Annotated in this window: 19 protein-coding genes and 2 pseudogenes; 11 read left to right on the top strand and 10 right to left on the bottom strand. The window is 65.3% G+C overall.

Annotated features, from left to right (window positions below; genetic code table 11):
- The first annotated feature begins 6 nt into the window (after positions 1–6).
- Positions 7–1,881 (top strand): phosphogluconate dehydratase, encoded by a 1,875-nt coding sequence (gene edd / locus FG93_RS24635; protein ID WP_043239775.1) that lies wholly within the window; start codon positions 7–9, stop codon positions 1,879–1,881.
- On the opposite strand, the pseudogene FG93_RS33680 reads toward edd, so the two are convergent.
- The 7 genes and pseudogenes from FG93_RS33680 to FG93_RS24605 form a co-directional block, all read right to left on the bottom strand.
- Positions 1,858–1,956: pseudogene (locus tag FG93_RS33680) on the bottom strand (IS6 family transposase); the annotation flags it as partial. The gene edd and the pseudogene FG93_RS33680 overlap by 24 nt on opposite strands.
- A gap of 191 nt (positions 1,957–2,147) precedes the next feature.
- On the bottom strand, positions 2,148–3,332 hold the full coding sequence (locus FG93_RS24630; protein ID WP_052514159.1) for an SGNH/GDSL hydrolase family protein: 1,185 nt from the start codon (positions 3,330–3,332) through the stop codon (positions 2,148–2,150).
- A complete protein-coding gene (locus FG93_RS24625; RefSeq protein ID WP_244448726.1) occupies positions 3,329–4,474 on the bottom strand; it encodes a glycoside hydrolase in 1,146 nt (381 codons plus the stop codon). The genes FG93_RS24630 and FG93_RS24625 overlap by 4 nt, the downstream gene beginning before the upstream one ends.
- Positions 4,471–5,646: a polysaccharide pyruvyl transferase family protein gene (locus FG93_RS24620; RefSeq protein WP_043239773.1), complete on the bottom strand. Its 1,176-nt coding sequence runs from the start codon at positions 5,644–5,646 to the stop codon at positions 4,471–4,473. The genes FG93_RS24625 and FG93_RS24620 overlap by 4 nt, the downstream gene beginning before the upstream one ends.
- A 38-nt stretch (positions 5,647–5,684) precedes the next feature.
- The gene (locus tag FG93_RS24615; RefSeq protein ID WP_043239770.1) at positions 5,685–6,860 is read right to left on the bottom strand and encodes a polysaccharide pyruvyl transferase family protein; all 1,176 of its coding nucleotides are present in this window, start codon (positions 6,858–6,860) and stop codon (positions 5,685–5,687) included.
- 25 nt (positions 6,861–6,885) lie between these two features.
- Positions 6,886–9,579, bottom strand: a complete 2,694-nt coding sequence (locus tag FG93_RS24610) for a glycosyltransferase (protein ID WP_043239768.1) — start codon at positions 9,577–9,579, stop codon at positions 6,886–6,888.
- Positions 9,572–11,011: a DUF6212 domain-containing protein gene (locus tag FG93_RS24605; protein WP_244448725.1), complete on the bottom strand. Its 1,440-nt coding sequence runs from the start codon at positions 11,009–11,011 to the stop codon at positions 9,572–9,574. The genes FG93_RS24610 and FG93_RS24605 overlap by 8 nt, the downstream gene beginning before the upstream one ends.
- 432 nt (positions 11,012–11,443) lie before the next feature.
- On the opposite strand from FG93_RS24605, the gene FG93_RS24600 reads away from it, so the two are divergent.
- Entirely contained in the window at positions 11,444–11,788 is a 345-nt protein-coding gene (locus FG93_RS24600) for a hypothetical protein (protein WP_152579609.1), read from the top strand.
- 119 nt (positions 11,789–11,907) lie between these two features.
- Positions 11,908–13,344: a DUF6880 family protein gene (locus tag FG93_RS24595; protein ID WP_043239764.1), complete on the top strand. Its 1,437-nt coding sequence runs from the start codon at positions 11,908–11,910 to the stop codon at positions 13,342–13,344.
- Between the two features lie 289 nt (positions 13,345–13,633).
- Here FG93_RS24595 and FG93_RS24590 read toward each other — a convergent pair whose 3' ends face one another.
- On the bottom strand, positions 13,634–13,906 hold the full coding sequence (locus FG93_RS24590) for a hypothetical protein (protein ID WP_244448724.1): 273 nt from the start codon (positions 13,904–13,906) through the stop codon (positions 13,634–13,636).
- A gap of 485 nt (positions 13,907–14,391) precedes the next feature.
- On the opposite strand from FG93_RS24590, the gene FG93_RS24585 reads away from it, so the two are divergent.
- The 4 genes from FG93_RS24585 (at position 14,392) to FG93_RS24570 (ending at position 15,324) form a co-directional block, all read left to right on the top strand.
- Positions 14,392–14,580 carry a hypothetical protein gene (locus FG93_RS24585; RefSeq protein ID WP_043239760.1) on the top strand — a complete coding sequence of 63 codons (189 nt, stop codon included), beginning with the start codon at positions 14,392–14,394 and terminating at the stop codon, positions 14,578–14,580.
- A 14-nt stretch (positions 14,581–14,594) separates the two neighbouring features.
- Entirely contained in the window at positions 14,595–14,804 is a 210-nt protein-coding gene (locus FG93_RS24580; protein ID WP_043239758.1) for a hypothetical protein, read from the top strand.
- A gap of 63 nt (positions 14,805–14,867) precedes the next feature.
- Positions 14,868–15,092, top strand: coding sequence for a hypothetical protein (locus FG93_RS24575; protein ID WP_043239756.1), 225 nt, complete (start codon positions 14,868–14,870; stop codon positions 15,090–15,092).
- 19 nt (positions 15,093–15,111) lie between these two features.
- On the top strand, positions 15,112–15,324 hold the full coding sequence (locus FG93_RS24570; protein WP_043239895.1) for a hypothetical protein: 213 nt from the start codon (positions 15,112–15,114) through the stop codon (positions 15,322–15,324).
- 82 nt (positions 15,325–15,406) lie between these two features.
- On the opposite strand, the gene FG93_RS31415 is transcribed toward FG93_RS24570, so the two are convergent.
- Positions 15,407–16,486, bottom strand: a complete 1,080-nt coding sequence (locus FG93_RS31415) for an AraC family transcriptional regulator (protein WP_052514158.1) — start codon at positions 16,484–16,486, stop codon at positions 15,407–15,409.
- A 421-nt stretch (positions 16,487–16,907) separates the two neighbouring features.
- Between FG93_RS31415 and FG93_RS24560 the strand changes: the two genes are divergently transcribed.
- The 4 genes from FG93_RS24560 to dacB are packed head-to-tail and all read left to right on the top strand — an operon-like array spanning position 16,908 to position 21,590.
- Entirely contained in the window at positions 16,908–18,071 is a 1,164-nt protein-coding gene (locus FG93_RS24560; protein ID WP_152579608.1) for a hypothetical protein, read from the top strand.
- 16 nt (positions 18,072–18,087) lie between these two features.
- Positions 18,088–19,623: a serine hydrolase gene (locus FG93_RS31410; protein ID WP_052514157.1), complete on the top strand. Its 1,536-nt coding sequence runs from the start codon at positions 18,088–18,090 to the stop codon at positions 19,621–19,623.
- 27 nt (positions 19,624–19,650) lie between these two features.
- The gene (locus FG93_RS24550; protein ID WP_043239753.1) at positions 19,651–19,998 is read left to right on the top strand and encodes a hypothetical protein; all 348 of its coding nucleotides are present in this window, start codon (positions 19,651–19,653) and stop codon (positions 19,996–19,998) included.
- Positions 19,999–20,012: 14 nt separating this feature from the next.
- A complete protein-coding gene (gene dacB / locus FG93_RS24545) occupies positions 20,013–21,590 on the top strand; it encodes a D-alanyl-D-alanine carboxypeptidase/D-alanyl-D-alanine-endopeptidase (protein ID WP_152579607.1) in 1,578 nt (525 codons plus the stop codon).
- 167 nt (positions 21,591–21,757) lie between these two features.
- On the opposite strand, the pseudogene FG93_RS33675 reads toward dacB, so the two are convergent.
- A pseudogene (locus FG93_RS33675) lies at positions 21,758–21,901 on the bottom strand (sulfite exporter TauE/SafE family protein); the annotation flags it as partial.

Below are 21,901 nucleotides of genomic sequence, written 5' to 3'. Positions count from 1 at the left end.
GTCCCGATGACCGGCCAAGCCAGCAATCCGAGCCTCGATGCCCGCCTCGGCGAGGTGACGGAACGCATCGCCCGACGCTCCCACGACACGCGCCGGCGCTATCTCGACCGGCTTGCCGCAGCCGCGGAAGCCGGACCGCGCCGCCAGCGGCTCGGCTGTGCCAACCAGGCACATGGCTTTGCCGCCTGTGCGCCAGGCGACAAGGCGATGCTGCGCTCCGGCGCGGGCGCCAATCTCGCCATCGTCACCGCCTATAACGACATGCTCTCGGCGCATCAGCCCTATGAGCGCTTCCCCGAGCTGATCCGCGCCACGGCGCGGGCGGCAGGCGGGGTCGCGCAGGTCGCCGGCGGCGTACCCGCCATGTGCGACGGCATCACCCAGGGCGAGGCCGGCATGGAGCTGTCGCTGTTCTCGCGCGACGTCATTGCGCTGTCGACCGCGGTTGCCCTGTCGCACCAGAGCTTCGATGCGGCCGTGTTCCTCGGCATCTGCGACAAGATCGTCCCTGGCCTGATCATCGGCGCGCTTTCCTTCGGCCACCTGCCGGCGGTGTTCATCCCGGCCGGCCCGATGACGTCTGGCCTGTCCAATGACGACAAGGCGAAGGCGCGCCAGCTTTTCGCCGAGGGCAAGGTCGACCGCGAGGCGCTGCTCGAGGCCGAGGCGCAATCCTATCACGGCCCCGGCACCTGCACCTTCTACGGCACCGCCAACACCAACCAGATGGTGATGGAGATCATGGGGCTGCACCTGCCGGGCGCCTCCTTCGTCAATCCCAACACGCCGCTGCGCGAGGCCCTGACCCGGGCGGCCACCGAGCGGGCGATGGCGATCACCGCGCTCGGCAACGACTATACGCCGGTGGGGCGGATGCTGGACGAGCGCGCCTTCGTCAATGGCGTGGTCGGCCTTCATGCCACCGGCGGCTCGACCAACCACACCATGCATCTCGTCGCGATGGCGGCGGCGGCGGGCATCCAGCTGACCTGGGACGATTTCTCCGACCTCGCCGAAACGACGCCGCTGCTCACAAGGATCTATCCGAACGGCAAGGCCGACGTGAACCACTTTCATGCTGCCGGCGGCATGGGCTTCGTCATTCGCGAATTGCTCGGGGCAGGGCTGCTGCATCGCGATGTCGAGACGGTCTGGGGCAGCGGGCTCGACGCCTATGTCCAGGAGCCCGCGCTCGGCACCGACGGTGCGCTGACCTGGCGCGACGGCACTGATCGCAGCGGGGATGAGACGGTGCTGCGCGGCGCCAGAACCCCCTTCCAGCCGACCGGCGGGCTCACGGTTCTGACCGGCGATCTCGGCCGGGCCGTGATCAAGACCTCGGCCATTGCCAGGGAGCGCCATGTCATCGAGGCCCCGGCCCGCATCTTCCACAGCCAGGAGGCGCTGCAGGCCGCCTTCAAGGCCGGCGAGCTCACGGGCGACCTGGTCGCGGTCGTGCGCTTCCAGGGGCCGCGGGCCAATGGCATGCCCGAATTGCACAAGCTGATGCCGCCGCTCGGCGTGCTGCAGGACCGCGGTTTCAAGGTGGCGCTGGTCACCGACGGACGGCTGTCGGGCGCCTCCGGCAAGGTTCCCGCCGCCATCCATGTCACGCCTGAGGCCGTCGAGGGCGGGCCGATCGCCCGGATCCGCGACGGCGACCTGATCCGGGTTGACGCGGTCGCGGGCACGCTGACCGTGCTGGTGGACCCCGCGGATTGGGCCGCGCGCGTGCCGGCCGAAGCCGATCTCGAACCCTCGCATTGGGGCGTCGGGCGGGACCTGTTCGCGTCGTTTCGCGCCGCCGTCGGAAGCGCCGATACGGGCGCGACGATCTTTTCGGGTGCCTTGTCACGTCTCGCTGTCGACGGCACGCCATAAAACCACGCGCCGCCCCTGGGGCGAGACGACCATCTCGTCCAAATGCCACGCGTCCGTCGGCAGCGCACGCCGTCGAGCGTCGGATCATCGGCAATGGCGATCGGCATGTCTGCTCGCTAGAGCATTTCCGTGTTTCTCCGAATCGCGGAAATGCTCTAGCTCTTTGTTTTATCGCATTTTCTTCACGCGAACCGGTGTCCACTTCGCTCGAAAATGCTCTAGCGCATGAAGAGGGGAATAGTCCGGACCCGAGATGAGCCGGGCGATCAGGAGCCCAGCGCCGCGAGCGCGGGCGAGGTTTCGGCAGGCTGGTCTGCCGGCCGGATCAGCGGCGCGGTGGATCTCTCGATGGCGCAGGTCTTGAGGTTTCCGGTGAAGAGAACGCCGGCGATCGGTAGCACCGGCTCGCCCGGAAACGTCTCGTGCCGGATACTGTCCTTCGGCACGTGCAGCTTGGGTTCGGCGGCGGCAGTCCCGCCCGACAGAACCAGCGCGCGCGTCTGCTGCATGTCGAGCAGCGTCGGACCGTACAGGAACTCGAAACTGAGCATCGAGACCAGGAATTTGTAGGTGCCGTTGCGCACGCCGCCCTTGAGCAGCGCAGCACGATGCATGTCATTCCCGGCCTGGACATCGAGCGGCGGGGTGCGAGGCTCGCAGACATAGTTCAGCGCGAGCAGCATGCCCTTTTCGACGTCGAAACACAGCCGATCCCGTCCGAGATCGATCGCTGCCACCGAAAAGCGGCGGTTGCTGTATTCTACGGCAGGCCGCCCAAGCCGCTTGGCCAGCCAGGCGCCGTCGAGCGCGCGGGCGCCGGCGAAATGCTCGGGATCGATCGCGGGCGGCAGCGCAGCAACGCGCAGCGGCGCGGCAAGCGCCGGATCCAGTTCATCCGCGATCAGGTTGGCGACAACGGTCGTCGCCACCGGCCGGGCATAGTGGCCCTGATCGGAATAGAAGCTGGGATGGCCGACCACCTCGCGCCCGAGGCGCTGCATCAGCAGCCGCGAGACGTCGACGCAGATCGTCCCATACCATTGCGAGATATAGGCGATCCCGGCGTCGATCGAGGGCACGGCCGTCAGGAACGAGCCGTTGCGGGCGCCGAAGACGAGGGTGGCGATCCGCAGGTTCGGGTTGCGCTCGCGGGCGAAGCGGATGATGCCCTCGTAGAAGCGGGCCCAGTGCCGGAACGGGCGCCGCTCGTCGCCGTAGACGAAGGCGTCGTTGAGCGCATATTCGATCAGCAGCAGGTCGCAATCGGCGAGCTCCTGCTCGCGGATCTTGAGCTGATAGAGGCCGAATGCACTGGTCGTGCCGCCGACCGCGAGGTCCGCGACGATATCGAGCTCGATGCCGCGCCGCGCCATGACCTGGAGCAGCGAGGACAGGTAGCCGGGCTGCATGACGGTGTTGGAACCGCCGATGATCAGGGTCTTCAGCTTCACGGCGTCACCGCCGCGCGGCCAGCCGGGGAGAGTTCGCCGCAGCGCCAGATTCCATACGTCGTCGCGTCCCAATCAAAGTAGAAAGCGGCGGCGATCCGGCCGGCACGCATCAGCTCGGAGAAGCGCTCGCGGGTCGCCTTGACCAGACGTTCGCGGCGCCTGTCATCGGCGGGACAGGTCTTCGCGGTGTTGGCATAGCCCCATTCAGTGATCCAGCAGGGCTTGCCCTCCTCCGGCCGCGTGCGGCAGATCGAGAGCGCCTGGTCGACATGCTGCTGACGCGCTGACGGCGACGTGTCGCCGCCGGGATAGATGTGGATGCCATAGCCGTCGGCGGCCTTGTCCAGGCCGTGCTTGCGCAGGAGCGCAGTGAAGCTCGCCGGATCGATGCTGTCGATGCCGCGCCGGTCGGCATGAGCCGGCGGAATGTCGGAGAGCCCGGCCGAGACGACCTTGGCGCCGCGGCTCAGCTTCGTCTTTGCCAGCTCCTGCCGCGTCACCTGCAGGAGCTGTACATAGTTCGCCGCGCCGCGCTCCAGCGCCGCCGGATCGCTCAGATCCGCCAGCGAGCGGGCCGTTCGGACATTCGCCTCGGGCTGGATGTCGAGGTCGCCGTTATAGGCGCCCCAATTGATCTCGTTGCCGGGCTCGACGGCGACGAGCGGGACCCCGAACCGGTCGATCCGCTGCAGGACGTCTCCGACGATCGTTCGGTACAGATCGGGCGAGATGTCGGAGAGCCGGTACATGTCCCAGATGCGGCCGCGGCCGGAGCGTGGCTTCGTTCCCTCGGGATAGAGGGCGCGATTGTTGAGCGAGACCTCGAGCAGGACCGCGAGGCCCTTCTGATGGGCGACCCTGACCGCGTCGATGCTGGCATCGATCGGATTGGTCACGGAGAGCCGCACCGACCGGATGCCGCTCTGCGCAATCTGATCCAGCACCTTCTCCCGGCCGGCGGCGTCGAGCCAGGCGAGATTGACGCGGTTGACGCCGAACTGCGCCGGCGCACCAGGCGGCGCGGCGACGGCGGCGGCCGCGAGACCCGACGCCGCAACGAGCGGGATCAGGCGGCGCAGCAGCGCCGGTCGCCTGAAGCTCCGCCTCCGTCCCGAGGCTCTGCTCGCGAGGTCTCCCATCATCGGATCCCGATATCCTTGAGCGCCGCGTTGAAGTTCTCCTCGCAGGCGGAGTAGCGATGGATCGCCGCCGGCACGTCGATCTTGGAGAGGAAGTCCTGCAGGAAGGCCTTCTTCTTCGCCTCGCGGTTCCAGACCGACGCCTCGATATAGGGGAAGCCCACGAATTCGAGCATCTCGCGCATGCGGTCGTCGACCGCGATCATCAGCGCCGGCACGCCGGCCTGCATGCCGATGATCGAGCCGTGGAAGCGGCGGCCGAAGCAGAAATCCTGCCCCGAGACCCAGCTGCGCCATTTATGCGTGTCGAAGAAGACGCGGAACTCGCAGTTCCGCTGCCATTTCTCGGCGTGCTTGTACTCGGTCTTGGCGGTGATGCGGCCGGCGGCCTGGTCATAGGCCTCGGTCGCGTCGTCAGCGACGATGTTCAGGTTGTAGACGGTGATCTCGTCCTGGACGACATAGCTCGCGACGCTGTCCTGGCGCAGCAGCGCATGGGCATCGACGATCGTGTCCGGCACGCTGCCGAGATAGCCGCCGAAGGCGATCTTCTGCGAATCGGCGAGGTCCGGATCGGCCAGATGGCTGAGCGAGCGCTTCATCGCCGCCGGCTCGTAATACAATGACGGACAGCCGGTCGGGCGGACATATTTCATGCCCTCGGCCTTGAGGAAATCGGCGGTGAAATGGCCCCGCGTCAGGAAGAAACTCTCCTTCTTCTTGAGCACGTTGAGGAAGCGGCGCGTGCCTTCGGGCAGGGCATCTTTGAGGTTCTCCTTCTTCTGGATGCCGATGCCCATGACCACGATCGGCATGTCGAGCCGCTCGAACACGAAGGATTCGGTCGTCGCCGCATAGCCCGGCCGCAGCAGGTTGGCCGAGGCGAACAGGCACAGGTCGAAGCTCTGGTTCAGCCTCTCATAGGTTTCCGGCGAGTTGACGCTGTTCGCCAGATGCCAGAACGGGACATAGGTGACATCGTGACCGCGCACGCTGTTGGCTGCGCCTTCGCCGATCAGGTAATTGCCGGTATTGGCGATCTTCTTGACCTGGTCGATCAGCTCCTTCTTGGTTCGCACCGCCTCGAAATACGGGCGGTGCTTGACGGTTGCTCCCGATACGCTCTCGACAGTCCGCATCAGGTAAGATGGGATGCCCGTGACCATGATCCGCATGTCTGTTTGCCCTCAGCCCCGTTTCGTCAAACACGGCATCAGGCGATGCCGATCTCGCTCAAGACCGACCGGAAATTGCGCTCCCGGTCGGAATATGTCTCGATGACCTGCGGGATGTTCATCGCAGCGAGGTGATCGGCGACGAAGGCCGCGCGATCATTGGCGCTGTTGAACTCGGCAGCTTCGAGCTTCGGCAGCCCGGAAAAATTCAGCATCTCGCGCATGCGGTCGTCGACGGCGACGATCAGGCTCGGCACACCGGCCTGGAGCGCGATGATGTTGCCGTGGAAGCGCCGTCCGAAGGCGAAGTCCATCGACGAGGTCCAGGCCCGCCACTGGTTGGTGTCGAAGAAGGCATGGACCTTGACCTTCCTCTTCAGTTCGCCCGAGCCCTTGAAGGTCAGGTCACCGATCATCTCGCCCGAGGCGGAATCGTAGACGCGGCCGTCGCCGTCCGGCTCGACCTGCATGTCGAAATGCAGGAGCTCGTCCTGCACCACATAGGATGAGCGTCCGTCATCCGAGGACAGCGCGTTCATGTCGCCGATCGTGTCGAGCGCTGCGCCCATATAGCCGGTGAAGACCGTGCGGCATTCGCCGACCTTCACATCCGGCAGCCGGCGCAGCGCACGCCGGACATTGGACGGCATGAAATAGAGCGACGGGCAGCCGACCGGACGGACGAAGGAGAATCCCTGGTCGCGGAGATAGGAAGCGGTCTCCTCGCCGCGCGTCAGGAAATAATGCTCCTTCTGCTTCAGAACCTGCAGCAGGCGCTGCGTGCCCTCGGGCAGGGACTGCTCCAGGTCCGGCCGGTTCTGGATGCCGATACCGAGCATCACGACCGGCATGTCGAGCTTCGACAGGACGAGCGCCTCGGCATCGGCCGAAAGGCCCTTGCGCAGCAGGTTGGCGCAGGTGAAGACGCAGATGTCGAAGCGGTCGTTGATCGTATCGAGGCCGGTGCCGTTGTTGACGGCGTTCCAGAGGTGCCAGAACGGGATATGCGTCGCATTCGGCGAGAGCGCCCTGAGCGCTCCCTCGCCGATCAGGTAATTGCCGGTATTGGTGATGCTCTTGAGCTCGCGGAGGAAGGCCTCCTTGCTCTCGGGCTGCGGCTGCTTCTCCGAGTAGAAGACCTGGGCGCCTTCGGCCTTTTGAATGAGGCGGGTGAGATGGCTCGGGATGCCGGTGAGGAGAATTCTGGGGGCCATGGGGTTCGGGACCTTCCGATGATCGTCATGCAACGGCGCGGACGGAGAGCTCGGCATCAGCCGGAGCCTCATCGCGTACGGGCTCGTCCGAAGCGGTGCTGCGTTGATCTGGGGCCGCCGGCGCAATGCCGCGGCTCCAGGCGATGAAATCGGCGAAGGAGGCGGTCCAGGAGCGCTGCGCCGCCGTCGCCAGCGCGCCCTCGGCGAGCCCGGCGAGCGCGGCGCGGTCCCGCGCCAGGGCGGCGATCGCCCGCACCATCTCGGCCACGATCTGCGCGTCGGTGGCGTTCCCGATCAGGATGCCGTCCTGATCGGGTGTGACGAGTTCGTCGACCGCGCCGACCGCAGTCGCCATCGCTACGCAGCCGAGCTGCTGCGCCTCGGCGATCATCAGAGGCGCGCCCTCCCAGCGCGACGGCATCACCAGGATGTCGGCCCAGGCGAGATGGGCTGCGAGATCCTTTGCGGCGAAAACCGGCGGCGCGACCTGGACGCCGATCGTGCGCAGGCGCGCCATCCAGGACGAGCTCGGATCGTCGGACAGGATCTCGCCTCCCACGGCCCGCGCCTCGAAGGCGATGCCGCGCTCCTTGAGCTGGACGAGCGTGCCGTGCAGCCGGTCGATGCCCTTCTGCCGGTCGAGCCGACCCATATAGAGCAGGCGGATCGGCTCGCTCCCGCGCCCGGCCTTGCGGGCCTCGCTCACCTGTGTCCGTAGCCGCGTATCGATGGAGAAGCTCGCGCTGTTCGGCACGGCGAAGACCTTGCCGAAAGGAACGCCGAAGCTGTGCAGATAGCTCTTGAGCTGCTCCGAGCAGGTCAGGAAGGCGTCGTAGGAGTGCTCGAAGGCGATGGCGGCATAGGGCTGCCCGGCCGGCCGCCTGAGTGCCGTCTCGTCGACGACGTGGAGATAGCAGGCGGTGCGCGTGCCCTCGGAACGGAACTTCGCCATCAGCGGGTGCGCCGCCATGACGTGGTTGTTGACGATGAGGTCGAAGCCGGAGAGCAGGCCCCTCAGCCCGGGCCAGTCGAGCGCATGATCCTCGGTGATGAAATCCTGGCCGAGGAAATGGCTGGTGTCGCCCCAGGCCGGCACGCCGTCCTTCCAGAAATGCACATAGTCGAAGGCCTGGTCGAACTCGTCGAGCACGTCCATCCGCCCAGTGCCGAGCACGAAGAGATGGGTTTCGAATCCGTCCTGCCTGAGCTCGCGCCCGGCCGCATAGGCGACCTTCTCGGCCCCGCCGAAGGAGGCGTTCGGGACCAGCACGGCCGCCGTCCGGCGCTGCGCCGCGTTATGCGCGAGCGGTAGCACCGGCGAGCCGCCGAGCTCGGTCCTGAGCTCCTTGTACAGCTCGGACAGGGCCGGCAGCCGGCGCGGCCGCCAGGTCCAGCGCGTCGAGGCGGTCCGTCGCAGCGGGCTGGTCGCGATCGCGCTGACGAGATTCAGCAGCGCCTGCTCAGGCCGGACCAGCGAGCGGCGCTGCCTTGCCTTCGGGAAGGGGAAGCGGACCTTGAGGCGCGCCGATGTCGGCCAGGCCTGCTCGCCGCCGATCGAGGAGAACCAGTCGAGCGCGTTGTTGTCGATGACGTTCCGGATCAGCCCGGTCGAGACGAAGGTGAGATCGGCGGCACCTTGCCGCGCGCCGGAGGGCAGGACGTCCCACTCGATGCTCCGCTCCGAATCGACGTTGCCGAGCTCGACAAAGACGACGTTGCACTGCTCCGCCAGCTTCTCGAGATGGCAGAGGATGTTCGGCAGGAGCCGCGAGCGCGCAAGAAGCTTGAGCGTCTCGCTGCTGCAGGCTGCGAGGAAGGGCGGGAAATGGAAATTGTCGGGCTCGCCGACGCTGCCCCAGAAGGCGCGGACCGCATCGTCGAAGCCCATCGCGCCGGCGGGCAGCGTCGGGTCGGTGAAGACGTCGAGCGCTCCCTCGCCGGTGCGGATGAAGGCATAGCGCGGCGCTTCCTGATGCTCGAAGCCGACCAGGGTCGGCCGGCGGAACAGCGCCTTGTGCTGTCGGCGGAGAAAGCTGATCGAGGCCGAGCGCTCGCGGTTGGCCTCCTTGAAGCGACCTTCCGCGCGCAGGCGATATTCGAAAGCCGCGTCGTGGCAGGGCTCGCCGACGAAGCCGGCCTCGATGGCCGAGAGCCAGAACTCCCAATCCTCGAAGCCGTTCTGGCGATCGTCGTCGAAGCGTACCCCGCTGCGGAAGACGTCGATCGAGATCATCGAGCCGGTGTCGCAGATATTGTCGGTGATGCAGTGGATCAGGCGCGAGTAGCTGTTGCCGTAATGCGCGCGCCAATTGACCGAGAACGTATCGATATTGGTGTAGACCCAGCCGGCCCCGCTCGCCTGGAGCCGGCGATAGAGCGTCTCGATCGAGTGCGGCAGGACGCGATTATCGGCGTCGAGGAAATAGACCGCCTTGGCCTCGGGCAATTCCTCGAGAATATAGTCGATCGCGCGGTTGCGGGCGCCGCCCGGGCCGGCATTCTCGCCGAAGATCACACGGATCTCGGGATGCGCCGCCGCCTGGAACACGAGCTGATCGAAGACCTCGTGGCGCGGGTCGCCATCGACCGAGACCACGATCGCCAGGCGGCAACCCGTCACCGAAGCCAAGGCGGATTCGAGCGCCTCGAGCACGAGCGCCGCATGGCCGTAGAGCGGCATGGCGATGGCGACCAGATCCTGCTGCGGCTCGTCACGCATCGGCGCGCTCCCGGGCCGGGCGGGTTTCGAGATATTTGACCAGTCGGAAGTTGAAGACCTTGAGCCAGGCGAAATCGACCGAGTTGCTGGTCGCCTTGCTCAGGACGACAAGGTCCATCGTGCGCGGCGCCGGTGCTTCCAGCATGAAGTTGATATCCACCGGTTGCGCGGCCGTGATATCGGTCCAGCCGCTGAAAAACGCCGTGGGCGGGAGTTCGCCGCCGCCGGCCAAAGTCGCGATCTCCCCTTTGACATCGGCCGACAGCGGCACGAGCATCAGCCCGACCGTGGCGGGCTTGCCTTCGGGATGATCGATCACGGCGCGCGCCGAGATGCGCGCCGTGCCGGGCGCCACCACCCGGCGGACGGCGCCGGCGGTGATGCCCTCGCTGAGCGGATGGCAGACGATCGCATCCTCGAGCTCCAGGAAGCGTACCGTCGGAAAGCCCGGCTCGATCGGGCTCAGCGAGACATTGGCGATAGCGCGCAGCAGTTCGACCGGCAGCCGGTAGTCCTCGACCTTGCGCCCGGAGATCAGCGCGGACGGCACGAAAACGTTCGGCAGGGCCGTTGGACGCACGCCCGGAAGCCCGGTGAAAATCCGGAAGGCCAGCGGGCGCATGTCGAGGTCGCCATGCGGCAACCGTGCCCGGGCGGCGTAGCGCTCGTTGGCGATAACATGGCCGAGGGAGAGTTCGGGCGGTATGCCGCCGCTGGCGGAAATCTTGAGCCGCAGCGTGCGATGGCTGCCGTCGCATGCCTTTGGCAGCGAGAAGAAATTCCAGCCCGGGGTGACGCTGCCATAGGGAATGAGCCATTCCGCGATTCCCTCGCCGCTCTCGACATAATCGAGCGTGACGATGAGCTGGCCGGCTCCGTCCGTCGGGATATCACGAAAGTGCAAGGCGAAGCCGGATACGGCATAGCTTGAGACCGGGAAGAGTTGCTCGATCTCGGATTGGAGCAGCAGGGTTGCGAGCCCCTGGTCTTTGGGATCGGTGGAGGGCTCGTGGCTGAACACCTCCGACACCGTGTCCCAATTGCGTGCATGGAATGCATTTTCGAGCGCGCGGTAATTCTCGAAGAGTGTTTCCCGCTCCCGCCGCAGCATCGCAAGCTCGGTGCTGACATTCGCCATATGGCGCGACAGGCGCCCGAGACCGCCCTCGATCACCTGCGCCGCGAGCCCTGCCTCCGCGGCAAGCGCCGCCTCCTGCAGCCGGACGACCGGAATGTCCGGCAGGGACCTCACCTTCTGGAGCCGCTTGAGCGCGGCCCGCAGGTCATCGCCCCCCGCATCGGAGGCCGCGACGCCAACAAGCGGAAACGTGCTCCGCAGCCATTCCACATCCGACTCGGGATCGACGAACACGAGAAGATCGCCAAGCGGCGAGGCTTCGAGAGCATCCTGATCGCGGATCGAGGCAAGCACGTAGCGATTGCGACGAGGAAGTCGATGAATGGTCGCGGACAATGATTCATTCAAGATGACATTCACCGTACGTCAGATAATCACAAAATTGATTTCGGTCGAGAAGCCAATATCAAGGTTCTAATCGTCCATGTGTCAAGAATTCAATTATGACTTATATAAAAGATCAAGTTCTATATTGAAAAACATCTGCAAGTTGATTGTTTCTAAATTAGAATTATATCAAAATTCTGCCACATTAGCATCTTAATCTGGTTATAGACCGCGGTGGCTCTTGATATATTTTGCCGGATATAAATGGAGTCCGGGGTGCCGATCCCGCTTCGCCTCTGGCCGCCGTGAATCGCGATGCAATCAGGCGGGTGCGGGAGATGCCCTGACTCCTGCTCCAGCGGCTGACGACCGTGTCAAGGGACAAGAGGAGAGAAAGAGATGAAGCAAGTTCGCCTTGGCATTGCCGCGGTGGTGGCGTTGGGTGCCGCTGGATTCGCAACGGGGGCGGCAACGGCGCCGATCACCGTTGATCTGCTTGTAAGGCACGCCGATTCCAGCGTGGTTCAGGTCCAGTACGATCACTATTACAATCCATACTCCGACCCGTCTTGGCGCGCCGAGCGCTTGCGCAATCGCGACGCTTGGCGTGCAGAACGCTTGCGCAATCGCGACGCTTGGCGCGCGGAACGCTTCCACGAGCGCGACGCTTGGCGTGCGGAGCGCTGGCGCGAGCGCAACGCCTGGCGGGCATGGCGCGAGGAGCGTTCCTGGAACGGATGGTAGTGAGCGCCAGCGCCCGGGACGGTCTTGTGCCCATTCGTGATTGGCTATGTTGATCGTGTTTGCTTCTTGTCCACCGGGCCAGTGCTTGACCGGTTCCCGTCCCTTTGCGAGGAGGAGGGATGGCGTCTGGCAAGACATTCGATAGCAAGCGCATTGCAGCTCTTGGGGTGGGGCGGCTCGCACAAATCCTGTTCGAACTGGCGGAAGGCGATGCGGCGATCAAGAGACGCCTTCGTCTGGAACTCGCCAGCAGCGTCGGTACGGATCAGGTTGCCGGGGAAATTCGCAAACGACTGGCGACGATAGCCAAATCTCGTTCTTTCATCGACTGGCACAAGATGCGTGCGTTTGCGCAGGACCTTGAGGCTCAGCGCCAGGCGATCGTGACCCATGTCGCGCCGAAGCAGCCGTCGGAAGCCTTCGATCTGCTCTGGCAGTTTCTGGGGCTGGCGCCGGCTATTCATGAACGGTGTGACGACAGCAACGGGATGGTCGGCGGCATCATGAGCGAAGCGCTCGAAGATCTGGGGCGAGCGGCCCAGGCCGCGAAACCTGCACCGGGCATGCTGGCGGAGAAGGTTTTCGCCGGCGTTTGCGCCAATGAGTACGGGCAATTCGATCATCTCGTCACCCTGATGGCCGGGCCGCTGGGGCAGGAAGGGCTGACGATTCTCAAGAAGAAGTTCGAGGCTCTGGCGGCCGATCCGCCGAAGCCCGCCGGCAAGGACGAACGGCGCGCGATCGGCTGGTCCTCGTCGCGCGGTGCACTGTATGAGGACGATCTTGCGATCCGTCGCCATGCGCGTCTCGTTCAATCGGCACTGACCGAGATAGCCGATACTCTGGGCGATGTGGACGGCTATGTCTCGCGGTTTTCAAGGGAAGAGCAGGCCAATCCCGCGATTGCTGCCCAGATTGCAGAGCGGTTGCTGGCTGCGGGCCGGGCCGGCGACGCGATGGCAGCACTCACGAAGGCGGAAGCGCTGCGGAAGACGGGCGGGTCCTGGCCCGATTGGGACCGGGTTCGGATCGATACGCTGGATGCCTCGGGGCGGGCGGACGAGGCACAGCGTGTGCGCTGGTCTCTTTTCGAGAAACTGCTGCATGCTGATTATCTGAAAGCTTACCTCAAGCGGCTGCCGGATTTTGATAACGACGAAGCCGAGGAGCGTGCCTTGGCTCATGCCGGGACTTTCGCTGATTTTCATCAGGGGCTTGGTTTTCTGATCGAATGGCCAGCGCCTGAGGCCGCAGCGAAAATGATCCTCGCTCGCCATTCCGAGCTTGATGGCGATCATTACGGCTGTCTGACGGACGCGGCCGAAGCGCTTGAGACAAAACACCCGTTGGCCGCGACATTGGCGCTAAGGGCGATGATCGATTTCGCGCTCGATAAGGCCCGCGCCACGCGTTATCCCCACGCGGCCCGGCACCTGCAAACCTGTGCTGATCTTGCAAGACGGATCGGGGATTACAACAGGCACGTCGATCACGATACCTACGTTGCGGCGCGCAAGGCGAAGCATGGCCGCAAGAGCGGTTTCTGGAACGCGTGATGATCCCTACGCTGGCCTGCTGATACCGAAGCGGCGCATTTCGCGGCAAATTGTCGAGCGGCCGAGGCCGAGTTGGCGGGCAGCTTCTTCGACGGCACGTTGTGGCGGGACGACGAGATGATCATGGCCGACCCGAGCATGTCCCGACCTCGATCCCGACCCTCAGGCGACGCCTGACCGTGGCCCTAGCCAACCGCCTTCAACGATGTCCGTGCTGCTCGTTCTCGCAGGGGCGGCCGGCGCGACAGGGACGGGCGATCGTGCCAACCGCCGGACAGGGCAGGCGGGCTCAGGTTTTCTCTTCCGCCTGACGGTGCCGCTGCGGCTTGTGACCCTGCTGCCCGCCGCGATTATGCTTGTTGTGATCGCGGTCCTCCTGGTTCATGCCGGTGTGGCTTACCGGATGTTCGGTGGGGCGCGGCGTGGCTGCCGCCTCGCGATGGCGCTCGCCGCTGCCGCCGGAGCGGATTTCCGCCTCCATTTGGCGGCCGTCCGGAATGTCGGGTTTGCGCTCCAGCGTGCGCAATTGCTGCTCATGCGTCTTTCTGCCAACCATCGTCATGCTCCTTCTTCAGGCGGCCATATGCTTCAGGCGGCCATGTGCTTCAGGCGGCCATGGGCTTCACGCGGCCACGTGCACGGGAGCGACCACCCCCGACAGCGCCATGCGGCCCGAGCGTGTTCATGCTCCTGCACCGCTGCGGTGGAGTTCTCGGTGCAACTGAGCCAGGCCGAGATTGGTTCCAGGAAATCGGTTCCAGGAAATCGGAACCAGGAAACCGGGTAGCAAGAAATCGGCGGCTTTCACCGGGGGCGCCTCAATGCGTCGAAGATCGCCTTCACCTGCGTCCCGAAGAGCGCGGCGATGGCATTCGCGCCGGGTCCGATCGGTTGCGAAAATGGCCTTCCACGGAATGTCTACGCTCCGCTTGCGACACCGCCGGCGCGGTGGCGGTTGCGCGTCTGGGGGGAGCGGCATCGTGAAGCAGGGCGCGGAACCACGGGCCGGGTGGAGGGGTTCCGACATGGACAGCACAGGAGGATGCGATGAGCAAGCAACCACCGATCCCACCCGCCAACCGCAGCAACAAGGGCCCGGGTGAGGCCGACCACAAGCAGCGCGATCAAGCCCGTAACCAACAGGCGCGAAGCCGCCCGAACGACCCCGAGAACACGGGACAGCAGGGCAACACGCGCATCAACACGACCCATCAGGGCCATCAGCAGGATCGCTGAGCCGGGAGGATACGATGTCGACATCGACAAAAGCGCCACAGACCATCCGTCAGGGGGGCCCCGGCGCCTCGCACGAGAACGCCAAGAAGCCGCTGCGCGTCGAGAAGCCGCCGGCCGACGAGGACAACCGCCGCCATTCGCGGATCTCCGGCGGCGGCGGCGAGCGCGACATTCATCATACCCGCGATCCCGAGAAAAAGGGCGGCGGCAGCCGGCCCGCCTGAGACGCGGGAGTCGAAACATCGCGAGTTGAAACATCGGGAGTCGAAACACTGGAGTCGAACATCATGAGCAAGCACCTGAAACCCGAGAAGCCGAGCGACGCCGATCTGCGCGGCAACCCGTTGATCGGTGGCTCGAAGGGCATCGGCCGGCCGCAGGCGGGCGACGATCTCGAGATGATCGCCGGCGAGAACACGATCGAGGGCGACCGCGAGAACGACGTCAACGCCCAGGGCGGCATCGCCAAGGCGAGCGCGCGTGACGGGCGCGCTGCACGCGCACGAAAGTGAGAAAGCGAGGGAGGCCGACATGGCCAAGGCAGACAAGAAGCATTTCGGCGCGGGGGCCAAGGGAAAGGGCGACGGCGTTGGCGCGATGAGCAGCCGGACGCCCGAGCTTCCCGACAATGCGGTCCTCTCGAACCGCGACAAGGCGCAGCATTCGCGCGAGCGCGGCCAGGACGGCAAATGGATCGAGAGTGAACAGCGCTACGAGGGCGAGCTCAACCAGCGCAAGGACTGAAATCGGCTTCGGCGGGTGACGAACGCCAGGCGGTGACGCCGGTTCTGCCCTTCTTCTGTGCGTCCGATCGGTCCGTCGCGGGCTACCGATCTTTCGCTGGACCGCCCGGTCCGGGCTTCATGCGACTGGATGCATTCCGGGCGGTTTCGGTGGGTGTTTTGCCGAACCGGCTGCGAAAGGCGGCAGCGAACCGTGCCGTGTTGGTGAAACCGTAGCGGCGGGCGACGGTGGCAACCGCGGCGTCGCAGGTGCCGAGAACGAGGTCGGCATGCGCCAGATCGAGCCGGACGGCGTGCAGCACGGCCAAGGGTGTATCGCCGCGGAAATGCTTGAAGACCGCGGTCAAGGTCCGCACACTGCAGCCGGCGGCCGCAGCGACATCCGCCATCCGGATCGGCTGCGCACCCTGAGCGCGCATGAAATCCTCCGCACGTCGAACATAAACGGAAACTGCGCTGCCGGCGGTGTTTGCCAGCCTGTCCGTATAGTTGTGGGCGGTGCCGCGCAGGACCAGCGAGGCCAGCAGGTCGGTCAGAGATGCCAGTGCGACCGGGCTGCTGGTCACGCCGTCGTCCCGCTGAAACTCCTGCATGACGAAATCGAGCTGGTGCTTCAGGCTGAAGCCGAGCCCGGTGGTCCAATCGAGAACAGGCTCGAAATCGAGTGGCTCGTGCAATGGCTCATCCAGCATGTGCTCCAGCGCGCTCTCCAGATCCGCCACCTTGAAGAAGATGTTGGTTCGCGCGTTGTCGTTGCTCATCAAGAGACGGCCGCCTGGAGCGGGTCTCCAGACAAGGCCGGATCGGCTTGTGGCTGTCGCGGACTTTCCCTTTCGCTCCAGGGTCGTATGGCCCGTGAGCATCGTCGTGAAACAAAACAGACCGCCGTCGTCGCCATCGACGAAGCCATTGGTGGCGAAGCTGCTGTCGGCGTAGCTTGCGACGATCGAGCCGACGCTGCGCGTCGCGAGTGTGAAGATCGGCTGTTCGAAGCGCAGGCGCCACAGCGCGCGATCCTGCAATTGATAGGTGTAGGTGCGGCTTGACCGTGGGGCCCGTTCGGTCACGCGGAATGTGCCGCTCAGATCCTCTGAATGCCTTGCCCGGACGACATCGAACGTCGCCAGCAGGGCGGGATCAATCACAGGCGCAGGCATCGGCATCCCCAGCTCCGGCCTCGATGCCCGGTTTCAAGCCACATTAGACAAATTCGGCAACGGGTCGACACATTCGGCAATGAAAATCGGGTCCTTACCCAACACCTCATCGCCCGCGTCGTCCGATATGGCACATACCGGCAACATGCAGGGCAGCAATGGGGAGCCTGATGGCGGTCCGGACAGCTTTTGGGGGGAGGAAGAGCTTGTCTTGCGACTGCCGGAGCTGCACCTGCCGCAGCGTGACTGCGCCTGAACGTCAGGCTCGATCTTGCATGCTTCGGATCGGGCGCGGGCCGGTGCACGGCAGCGTGGCGCGGCCGTCGCGGCATCTGGTGAACGGCAGCGCGCAGGCGCGATCATCCTTTGGCTTGGACGCCGGTTCGACCAGCCGCCCCATGTTCAGTTCAACCGGTTGGGGAACGCGGTGAAGCAATTCAGACTGGATGGCAGCGGACTACGACCGGTCGACATGGATCGCCGCTTGCAAATGGCCGAAGCGTCGCGCCACCTCGCGCTGAAACTGCGGCTGACGTCGCTGGTGCTGGGCTGCTCGACCCACAAGGAACTCTGTGCGCGCTTCGCCGCCAGCAACGGGACGACGCTGTTCGTGCCCCAGAACGCCTATAAATGGATGAGCGGCAAGGCCATGCCGCGGGTCTCCAGCGTCTATGAGGATTGGGCGCGGGTGCTCGGCGGTGGGCTGACCGCGCCGTTCCTGACCGCGCCGTTCCTGACCGCGCCGTTCCTGGCCTCGTCCTCCTTCGAAGAGTTTCAGGACGCGGTCTGCACCCGCTTCGTCGTGCCGGAAACCGCGCTCTCGGCCCTGAGGGCGCAGGCCGGCCTGCCGCCGAGCCGGGCCCCGGTCGCCATCGCATCGCCGCTGACGAGGGGGAGCGGGCGGCAGCCCGGCGGGCACTGGCTGGAGGGCGCCTACCTCGCCATCTCGCCGGCCCGTTCTCGCGTCGAGGCGGGCCGGCTGATCATGGGAACAGTGACGATCCACGCCGATGCGATGCAGCGTCTGCAGATCAGCTACAGCGAAAACCTGTTCAACCGTAAGGTCGTCATGAGCGGGCCATTGCTGAGCGATGGCCGCACCGCACAAAGCGCCCTGACCTGCGCCTCCACGCACCGGCTGTCGCTTCTGGCGCTGAACCTGCCAGCGCCGCCGGCCAGTCTCTGCCCGCCGGCCAATCTCATCCCCCCAGCCAATATCTTGGGCGGCATTCTCAGCGGCGCGGCGTTGCATGATCCCGACGCTCGGGCGACCGCCTGCCGCATCCTGCTTCTGCGGGCGCAGGGCGTCCAGGCCGAGAATTGGGTCGCGCGCACAGGCTATCTCGATGCGGACGGGGGGCTGGTCGAGCGTGAATTGGCGGGCCTCGGTTATCGCGGCGATGTCGCAAGGCCGGCGCTAGGCAAGGGCATCGTCGAATTCCTGGGCACCTCTTCGTCCTCCGGCCTTTGCGAGACTGGGGTTCACGATCTTGAACCACTTGAGTCGCTGATCGACGGGTTAGTCCCCTGCGGAATACTGCAAAATCCGGGATCATTTCCTTATGCCACGCAAAGCATCAACATCCTTTGAGCGAAAGCCGATCGACATGAAACATAGCGGAAGTCTTATCGCCGCGGCGCTCGTCACGCTCGCTGCCGTTCATCCGGTCAAAGCAGAGATCACGGGCGAAAAGATTCAGGCGCTGCTGCCCGGCCTCGAGAAGCAGGCCGCTCTCGGGATGAAGGAGTTCTCGGTTCCCGGCATGGCGATCGGCATCGTCTTCGACGACCAGCTGGTCTACAGCAAGGGCTTTGGCGTCAGGACGATCGACAAGGCCGACCGCGTCACGCCCGACACCATTTTCCAGATCGGCTCGACGACCAAGGCCTTCCTCGCGACATCGCTCGCCCAGGCCGTGGATGGCGGCCGGCTGAAATGGGCCGATCACGTCGTGGATCACATGCCTTCCTTCCAACTGGCGGATCCCTGGGTCTCGCGCGATCTCCGCATCCTCGACCTCGCCGCGCAGCGCTCCGGCCTCACCCCTTACGTCAATGACGACCTGACCCTTCTCGGCTTTGACAAGCAGACGCTGATCCAGTCTCTGCGCGTCGCGCCGCAGACGGGCATCTTCCGCTCGCAGTTCGCCTATCTCAACATCCCGCAGATGGTCGCGGGCGAGGTGCTGGCGAAGGTGAACGGTTCGCCAAGCTGGTACGAGTCGGTCAAGCGGACGCTGCTCGACCCTCTCGGCATGTCCTCGACGACCGCCAGCCTCGAAGCCATCACGCAAGCGGCCGACCATGCCACCGGCCACAGATTTGCCGAGGGTCCGGTCGCGATCCCGTTCCACGCCGCCTTCCCCTATGCGTACGGCCCCGCCGGCGCCATCAACTCCAATGTCAAGGACATGGCGCAATGGCTGCGCCTGCAGCTCGGACGCGGGCATTTCGGAGAGAAGGTCCTGGTCTCCGAGGAGAATCTCGACGTCACCTGGACACCGCGCGTCGCGATGAGCGAGCGCCTGAGCTATGCCGTCGGCTGGGTCGTCAACACCACGCCAAACGGGCGCGTGATCTGGCATAATGGCGGGACCCCGGGTTTCGGCGCCCATGCCGGCTTCCTGCCGGATGGCAGGACCGGCATCGTGATCCTGAGCAATCTCGGCAACGCGGCGATGGCGGATGCGCTCGCGCAATGGTTCTACGACCGGGTTCTCGGCAATCCCGAAATCGACAACATCGCACTCGCCGCCGCCGCCATGCGGGCCAACCATGAGCTGCAGCGCAAGCAGGCGGCGGCCTTCATCCCAGGGCCGCTTGCTCCCTCCGCCAGCGCATTTGTCGGGAGCTATGTCTCTCCGGTTCTCGGCACGGCGACGGTCGCCGCCGTCGACGGAAAACTGCAGATGACGCTTGAAAAGACCGACGCGGTCGCTCTGCTCGTGTCCAGCAAGGATGATCCGAACCTGTTCTCGGCGCGCCTCCTGGCGACGCCTGGCTATGAGCCGCTCGTGGCCATCGCCGGCGATGTTCCCTTCACCCAGATCCGGTTCGACCGCGACAGCGCCGGCAGCATCAGCGAGCTTCGCTGGCTCTCTCCGGAACTGCCGCATGTCTTCACACGCCAGCCTGGCCAATAGGCCCGAGCCATTCCGAGGACGAGCCCAATGAAGATTTTCTCCAGTAGCCTGGCCGCAATTCCCTTGGTCCTCGCCTTCAGCATGGTGACCGCCGCGGCTGACGCGGCCCCGGCCGCTGCTCCCTCTCAGGCCTTGAGCGAGCAGCGGCATATCCTGCCGGCCGCCAACATGCTTCGCGGGATCATCGATTTCCTGGGCGATCAGGACGATTACGTTCACGACGATCACTATGACTGGCAGCGCTACCGGGACACGACGTCCCGGAAGGAGCGCATCCGCGATTACTATCAAATGCAGCAGGAGGCGCAGAAGGACTACTGGCGTCACCAGAAAGACGCGCAGAAGCGCATGTTCAAGCAGCAGCGCGGCTGGTGAGGCAGGTCCAGGCCATGACCGTGATCAGTCGTGTCGCGATCGCTCTCCTGGCGGTGCTGTCGGCGGGGGGCGCAGCGACCGCTGATCCCGCAGCGGGGACATCCGGAGAGGTGCCGGCTTCCGTTGCCCAGGCCATAAGGGGTTTTGAAGCCAAGCCGGTCTTTGCCCATATGAGCTGGGGCATCCACCTCGTCGATCTCGCGACTGGCAAGGTGTTGATCGATCAGGCCGGAAGTAAGTCGCTGCTGCCAGCCTCGGTGATGAAGACCTACAGCGTTGCGACCGCCCTTGACCTCTATGGCGCCGATTACCGGTTCCGGACCCCGGTCTACAGGCTCGGCCCCGTCAAGGGCGACGTGCTCGACGGAGATCTCGTCCTCGTCGCGTCCGGCGATTTCAGCTTTGGACTCCGCGAGCAGCCCGACGGCACGCTTGGCTTCAACAGCCTGCCGGAGGTCGACCACAACACCACCTATACCGGCTTCCCGGGCGGCGCCTATGTCCGGAACAGCGATCCGCTCGCGGCGCTCGATGCCCTGGCCGCGCAGGTCAAGGCTGCGGGGATTCGCGAAATCACCGGCGATGTGATGATCGACGATCGTCTCTTCGAGACCTATCGGGGGTTCTCGTCAGGGCCGATCGCTCCGATCTGGGTCAATGAGAACGTCATCGACATCATGGTGACGCCGACGAAGCCCGGCGAGAAACCCAAAATCGACTGGCGTCCGAAGAGCGCGGCCATCGCCGTCGAGAACGACGTCACCACGGTTGCCGGCACGGCCGGGCCGCTCGAGGTGACGACACCAGGCGGCGGGGTGGTTCGGGTCAGCGGAAAGATCGCTTCGGACGGGCCGCCGATCCTGACGATGTCCCAGATCGCCGATGCCACTGCCTTCGCGCGCAGCGTCTTCATCGAGGCGCTCGTGCGGGCCGGGATCAGGGTCACCGCGCCTCGGCTCGGCCCCGCCAGGCCGCTGCCCGAGGCGGGCGCCCATAGTGCTGCCAACCGGGTGGCGGAACACGTCTCGCCGCCGCTGTCCGAGTTCGTCAAGGTGATCCTGAAGGTGAGCTACAACCGCGGCGCCGACCTCATGGTCTGTCTTGCCGCGGTGAAGGCCGGAAGCCGCGATTGCGGCGAGGGGCTGGCCGGGGTGCTGAAGCTGCTCGCCCGGCATGGCGTTTCGTCGACCGGAACCTATGTCTTCGACGGTGCCGGAAGCAGCCATGACAGCCGGACGACGCCGTCGGATCTCGCGACGTTCCTGAGGGAGATCACGACCACCCCCTGGGGCAGCGCTTTTCATGATGGCATGGCCGTCCTCGGGGTCGACGGCTCGCAGGCGCTGAATGGGGCTGGATCGCCGGCGGCCGCGCATGTCCGGATCAAGGATGGCGATATGGTCGCCGGAAGTGCTGCCGGGCAACTCGTCGCGCTTGCCACCACCCAGACCGGATATATCGACGCCAGGAGCGGACGCCGGCTTGTCTATAGCCTGATGGTCAACACCATCCCCTTCCTGTCGCTGCAGGACTACTCCGCCGCCCGGGCCGATGTGGCGGCCGTCGTCGTCGCGATCCAGCAGGGCTATTGAGGCGACCGGAGATCGTCATGCCCAGTGCAGCACGCTCGTCCACACGGCTCGGGGAGGCGCGGCCGCCCGTTTGCAGACGGGAAGGTCGCGGGAGGGTGGTCGGCGGACGTGCTAATCCCTCGGGCTGAACGCCCGCAACCGGCCCAAGTCGTACCCAGCGGTCCTTGTTAGCGGTGCCTCCATACCTTTGCAGCGGATATCAGCAGGATAAATGCAAGCCCCGGAAGCAGCACCCCGCTTGGAACGAAGCCTAGCAATTGACCACCAATGAAGGTGCCAACGATAGAACCCGCCGCCATGATCACCAGGAA

It is taken from the genome of Allobosea sp. LC85, from assembly GCF_000735605.1.
Classification (GTDB): Bacteria; Pseudomonadota; Alphaproteobacteria; order Rhizobiales; family Beijerinckiaceae; genus Allobosea.
The sequence above is the reverse complement of the archived record's forward strand: the minus strand, read 5'-3'. Positions and strand labels throughout refer to the sequence as shown.

Coding starts and splice junctions, on each gene's coding strand:
- FG93_RS24595 (WP_043239764.1), top strand. CDS start 11,908: ATGGCGTCTGGCAAGACATTCGATAGCAAGCGCATTGCAGCTCTTGGG.
- dacB (WP_152579607.1), top strand. CDS start 20,013: ATGACCGTGATCAGTCGTGTCGCGATCGCTCTCCTGGCGGTGCTGTCG.
- FG93_RS24625 (WP_244448726.1), bottom strand. CDS start 4,474: ATGATGGGAGACCTCGCGAGCAGAGCCTCGGGACGGAGGCGGAGCTTC.
- FG93_RS24615 (WP_043239770.1), bottom strand. CDS start 6,860: ATGGCCCCCAGAATTCTCCTCACCGGCATCCCGAGCCATCTCACCCGC.
- FG93_RS24600 (WP_152579609.1), top strand. CDS start 11,444: ATGAAGCAAGTTCGCCTTGGCATTGCCGCGGTGGTGGCGTTGGGTGCC.
- edd (WP_043239775.1), top strand. CDS start 7: ATGACCGGCCAAGCCAGCAATCCGAGCCTCGATGCCCGCCTCGGCGAG.
- FG93_RS24575 (WP_043239756.1), top strand. CDS start 14,868: ATGAGCAAGCACCTGAAACCCGAGAAGCCGAGCGACGCCGATCTGCGC.
- FG93_RS24590 (WP_244448724.1), bottom strand. CDS start 13,906: ATGACGATGGTTGGCAGAAAGACGCATGAGCAGCAATTGCGCACGCTG.
- FG93_RS31415 (WP_052514158.1), bottom strand. CDS start 16,486: ATGCCGATGCCTGCGCCTGTGATTGATCCCGCCCTGCTGGCGACGTTC.
- FG93_RS24550 (WP_043239753.1), top strand. CDS start 19,651: ATGAAGATTTTCTCCAGTAGCCTGGCCGCAATTCCCTTGGTCCTCGCC.
- FG93_RS24580 (WP_043239758.1), top strand. CDS start 14,595: ATGTCGACATCGACAAAAGCGCCACAGACCATCCGTCAGGGGGGCCCC.
- FG93_RS24585 (WP_043239760.1), top strand. CDS start 14,392: ATGAGCAAGCAACCACCGATCCCACCCGCCAACCGCAGCAACAAGGGC.
- FG93_RS24620 (WP_043239773.1), bottom strand. CDS start 5,646: ATGCGGATCATGGTCACGGGCATCCCATCTTACCTGATGCGGACTGTC.
- FG93_RS24610 (WP_043239768.1), bottom strand. CDS start 9,579: ATGCGTGACGAGCCGCAGCAGGATCTGGTCGCCATCGCCATGCCGCTC.
- FG93_RS31410 (WP_052514157.1), top strand. CDS start 18,088: ATGAAACATAGCGGAAGTCTTATCGCCGCGGCGCTCGTCACGCTCGCT.
- FG93_RS24570 (WP_043239895.1), top strand. CDS start 15,112: ATGGCCAAGGCAGACAAGAAGCATTTCGGCGCGGGGGCCAAGGGAAAG.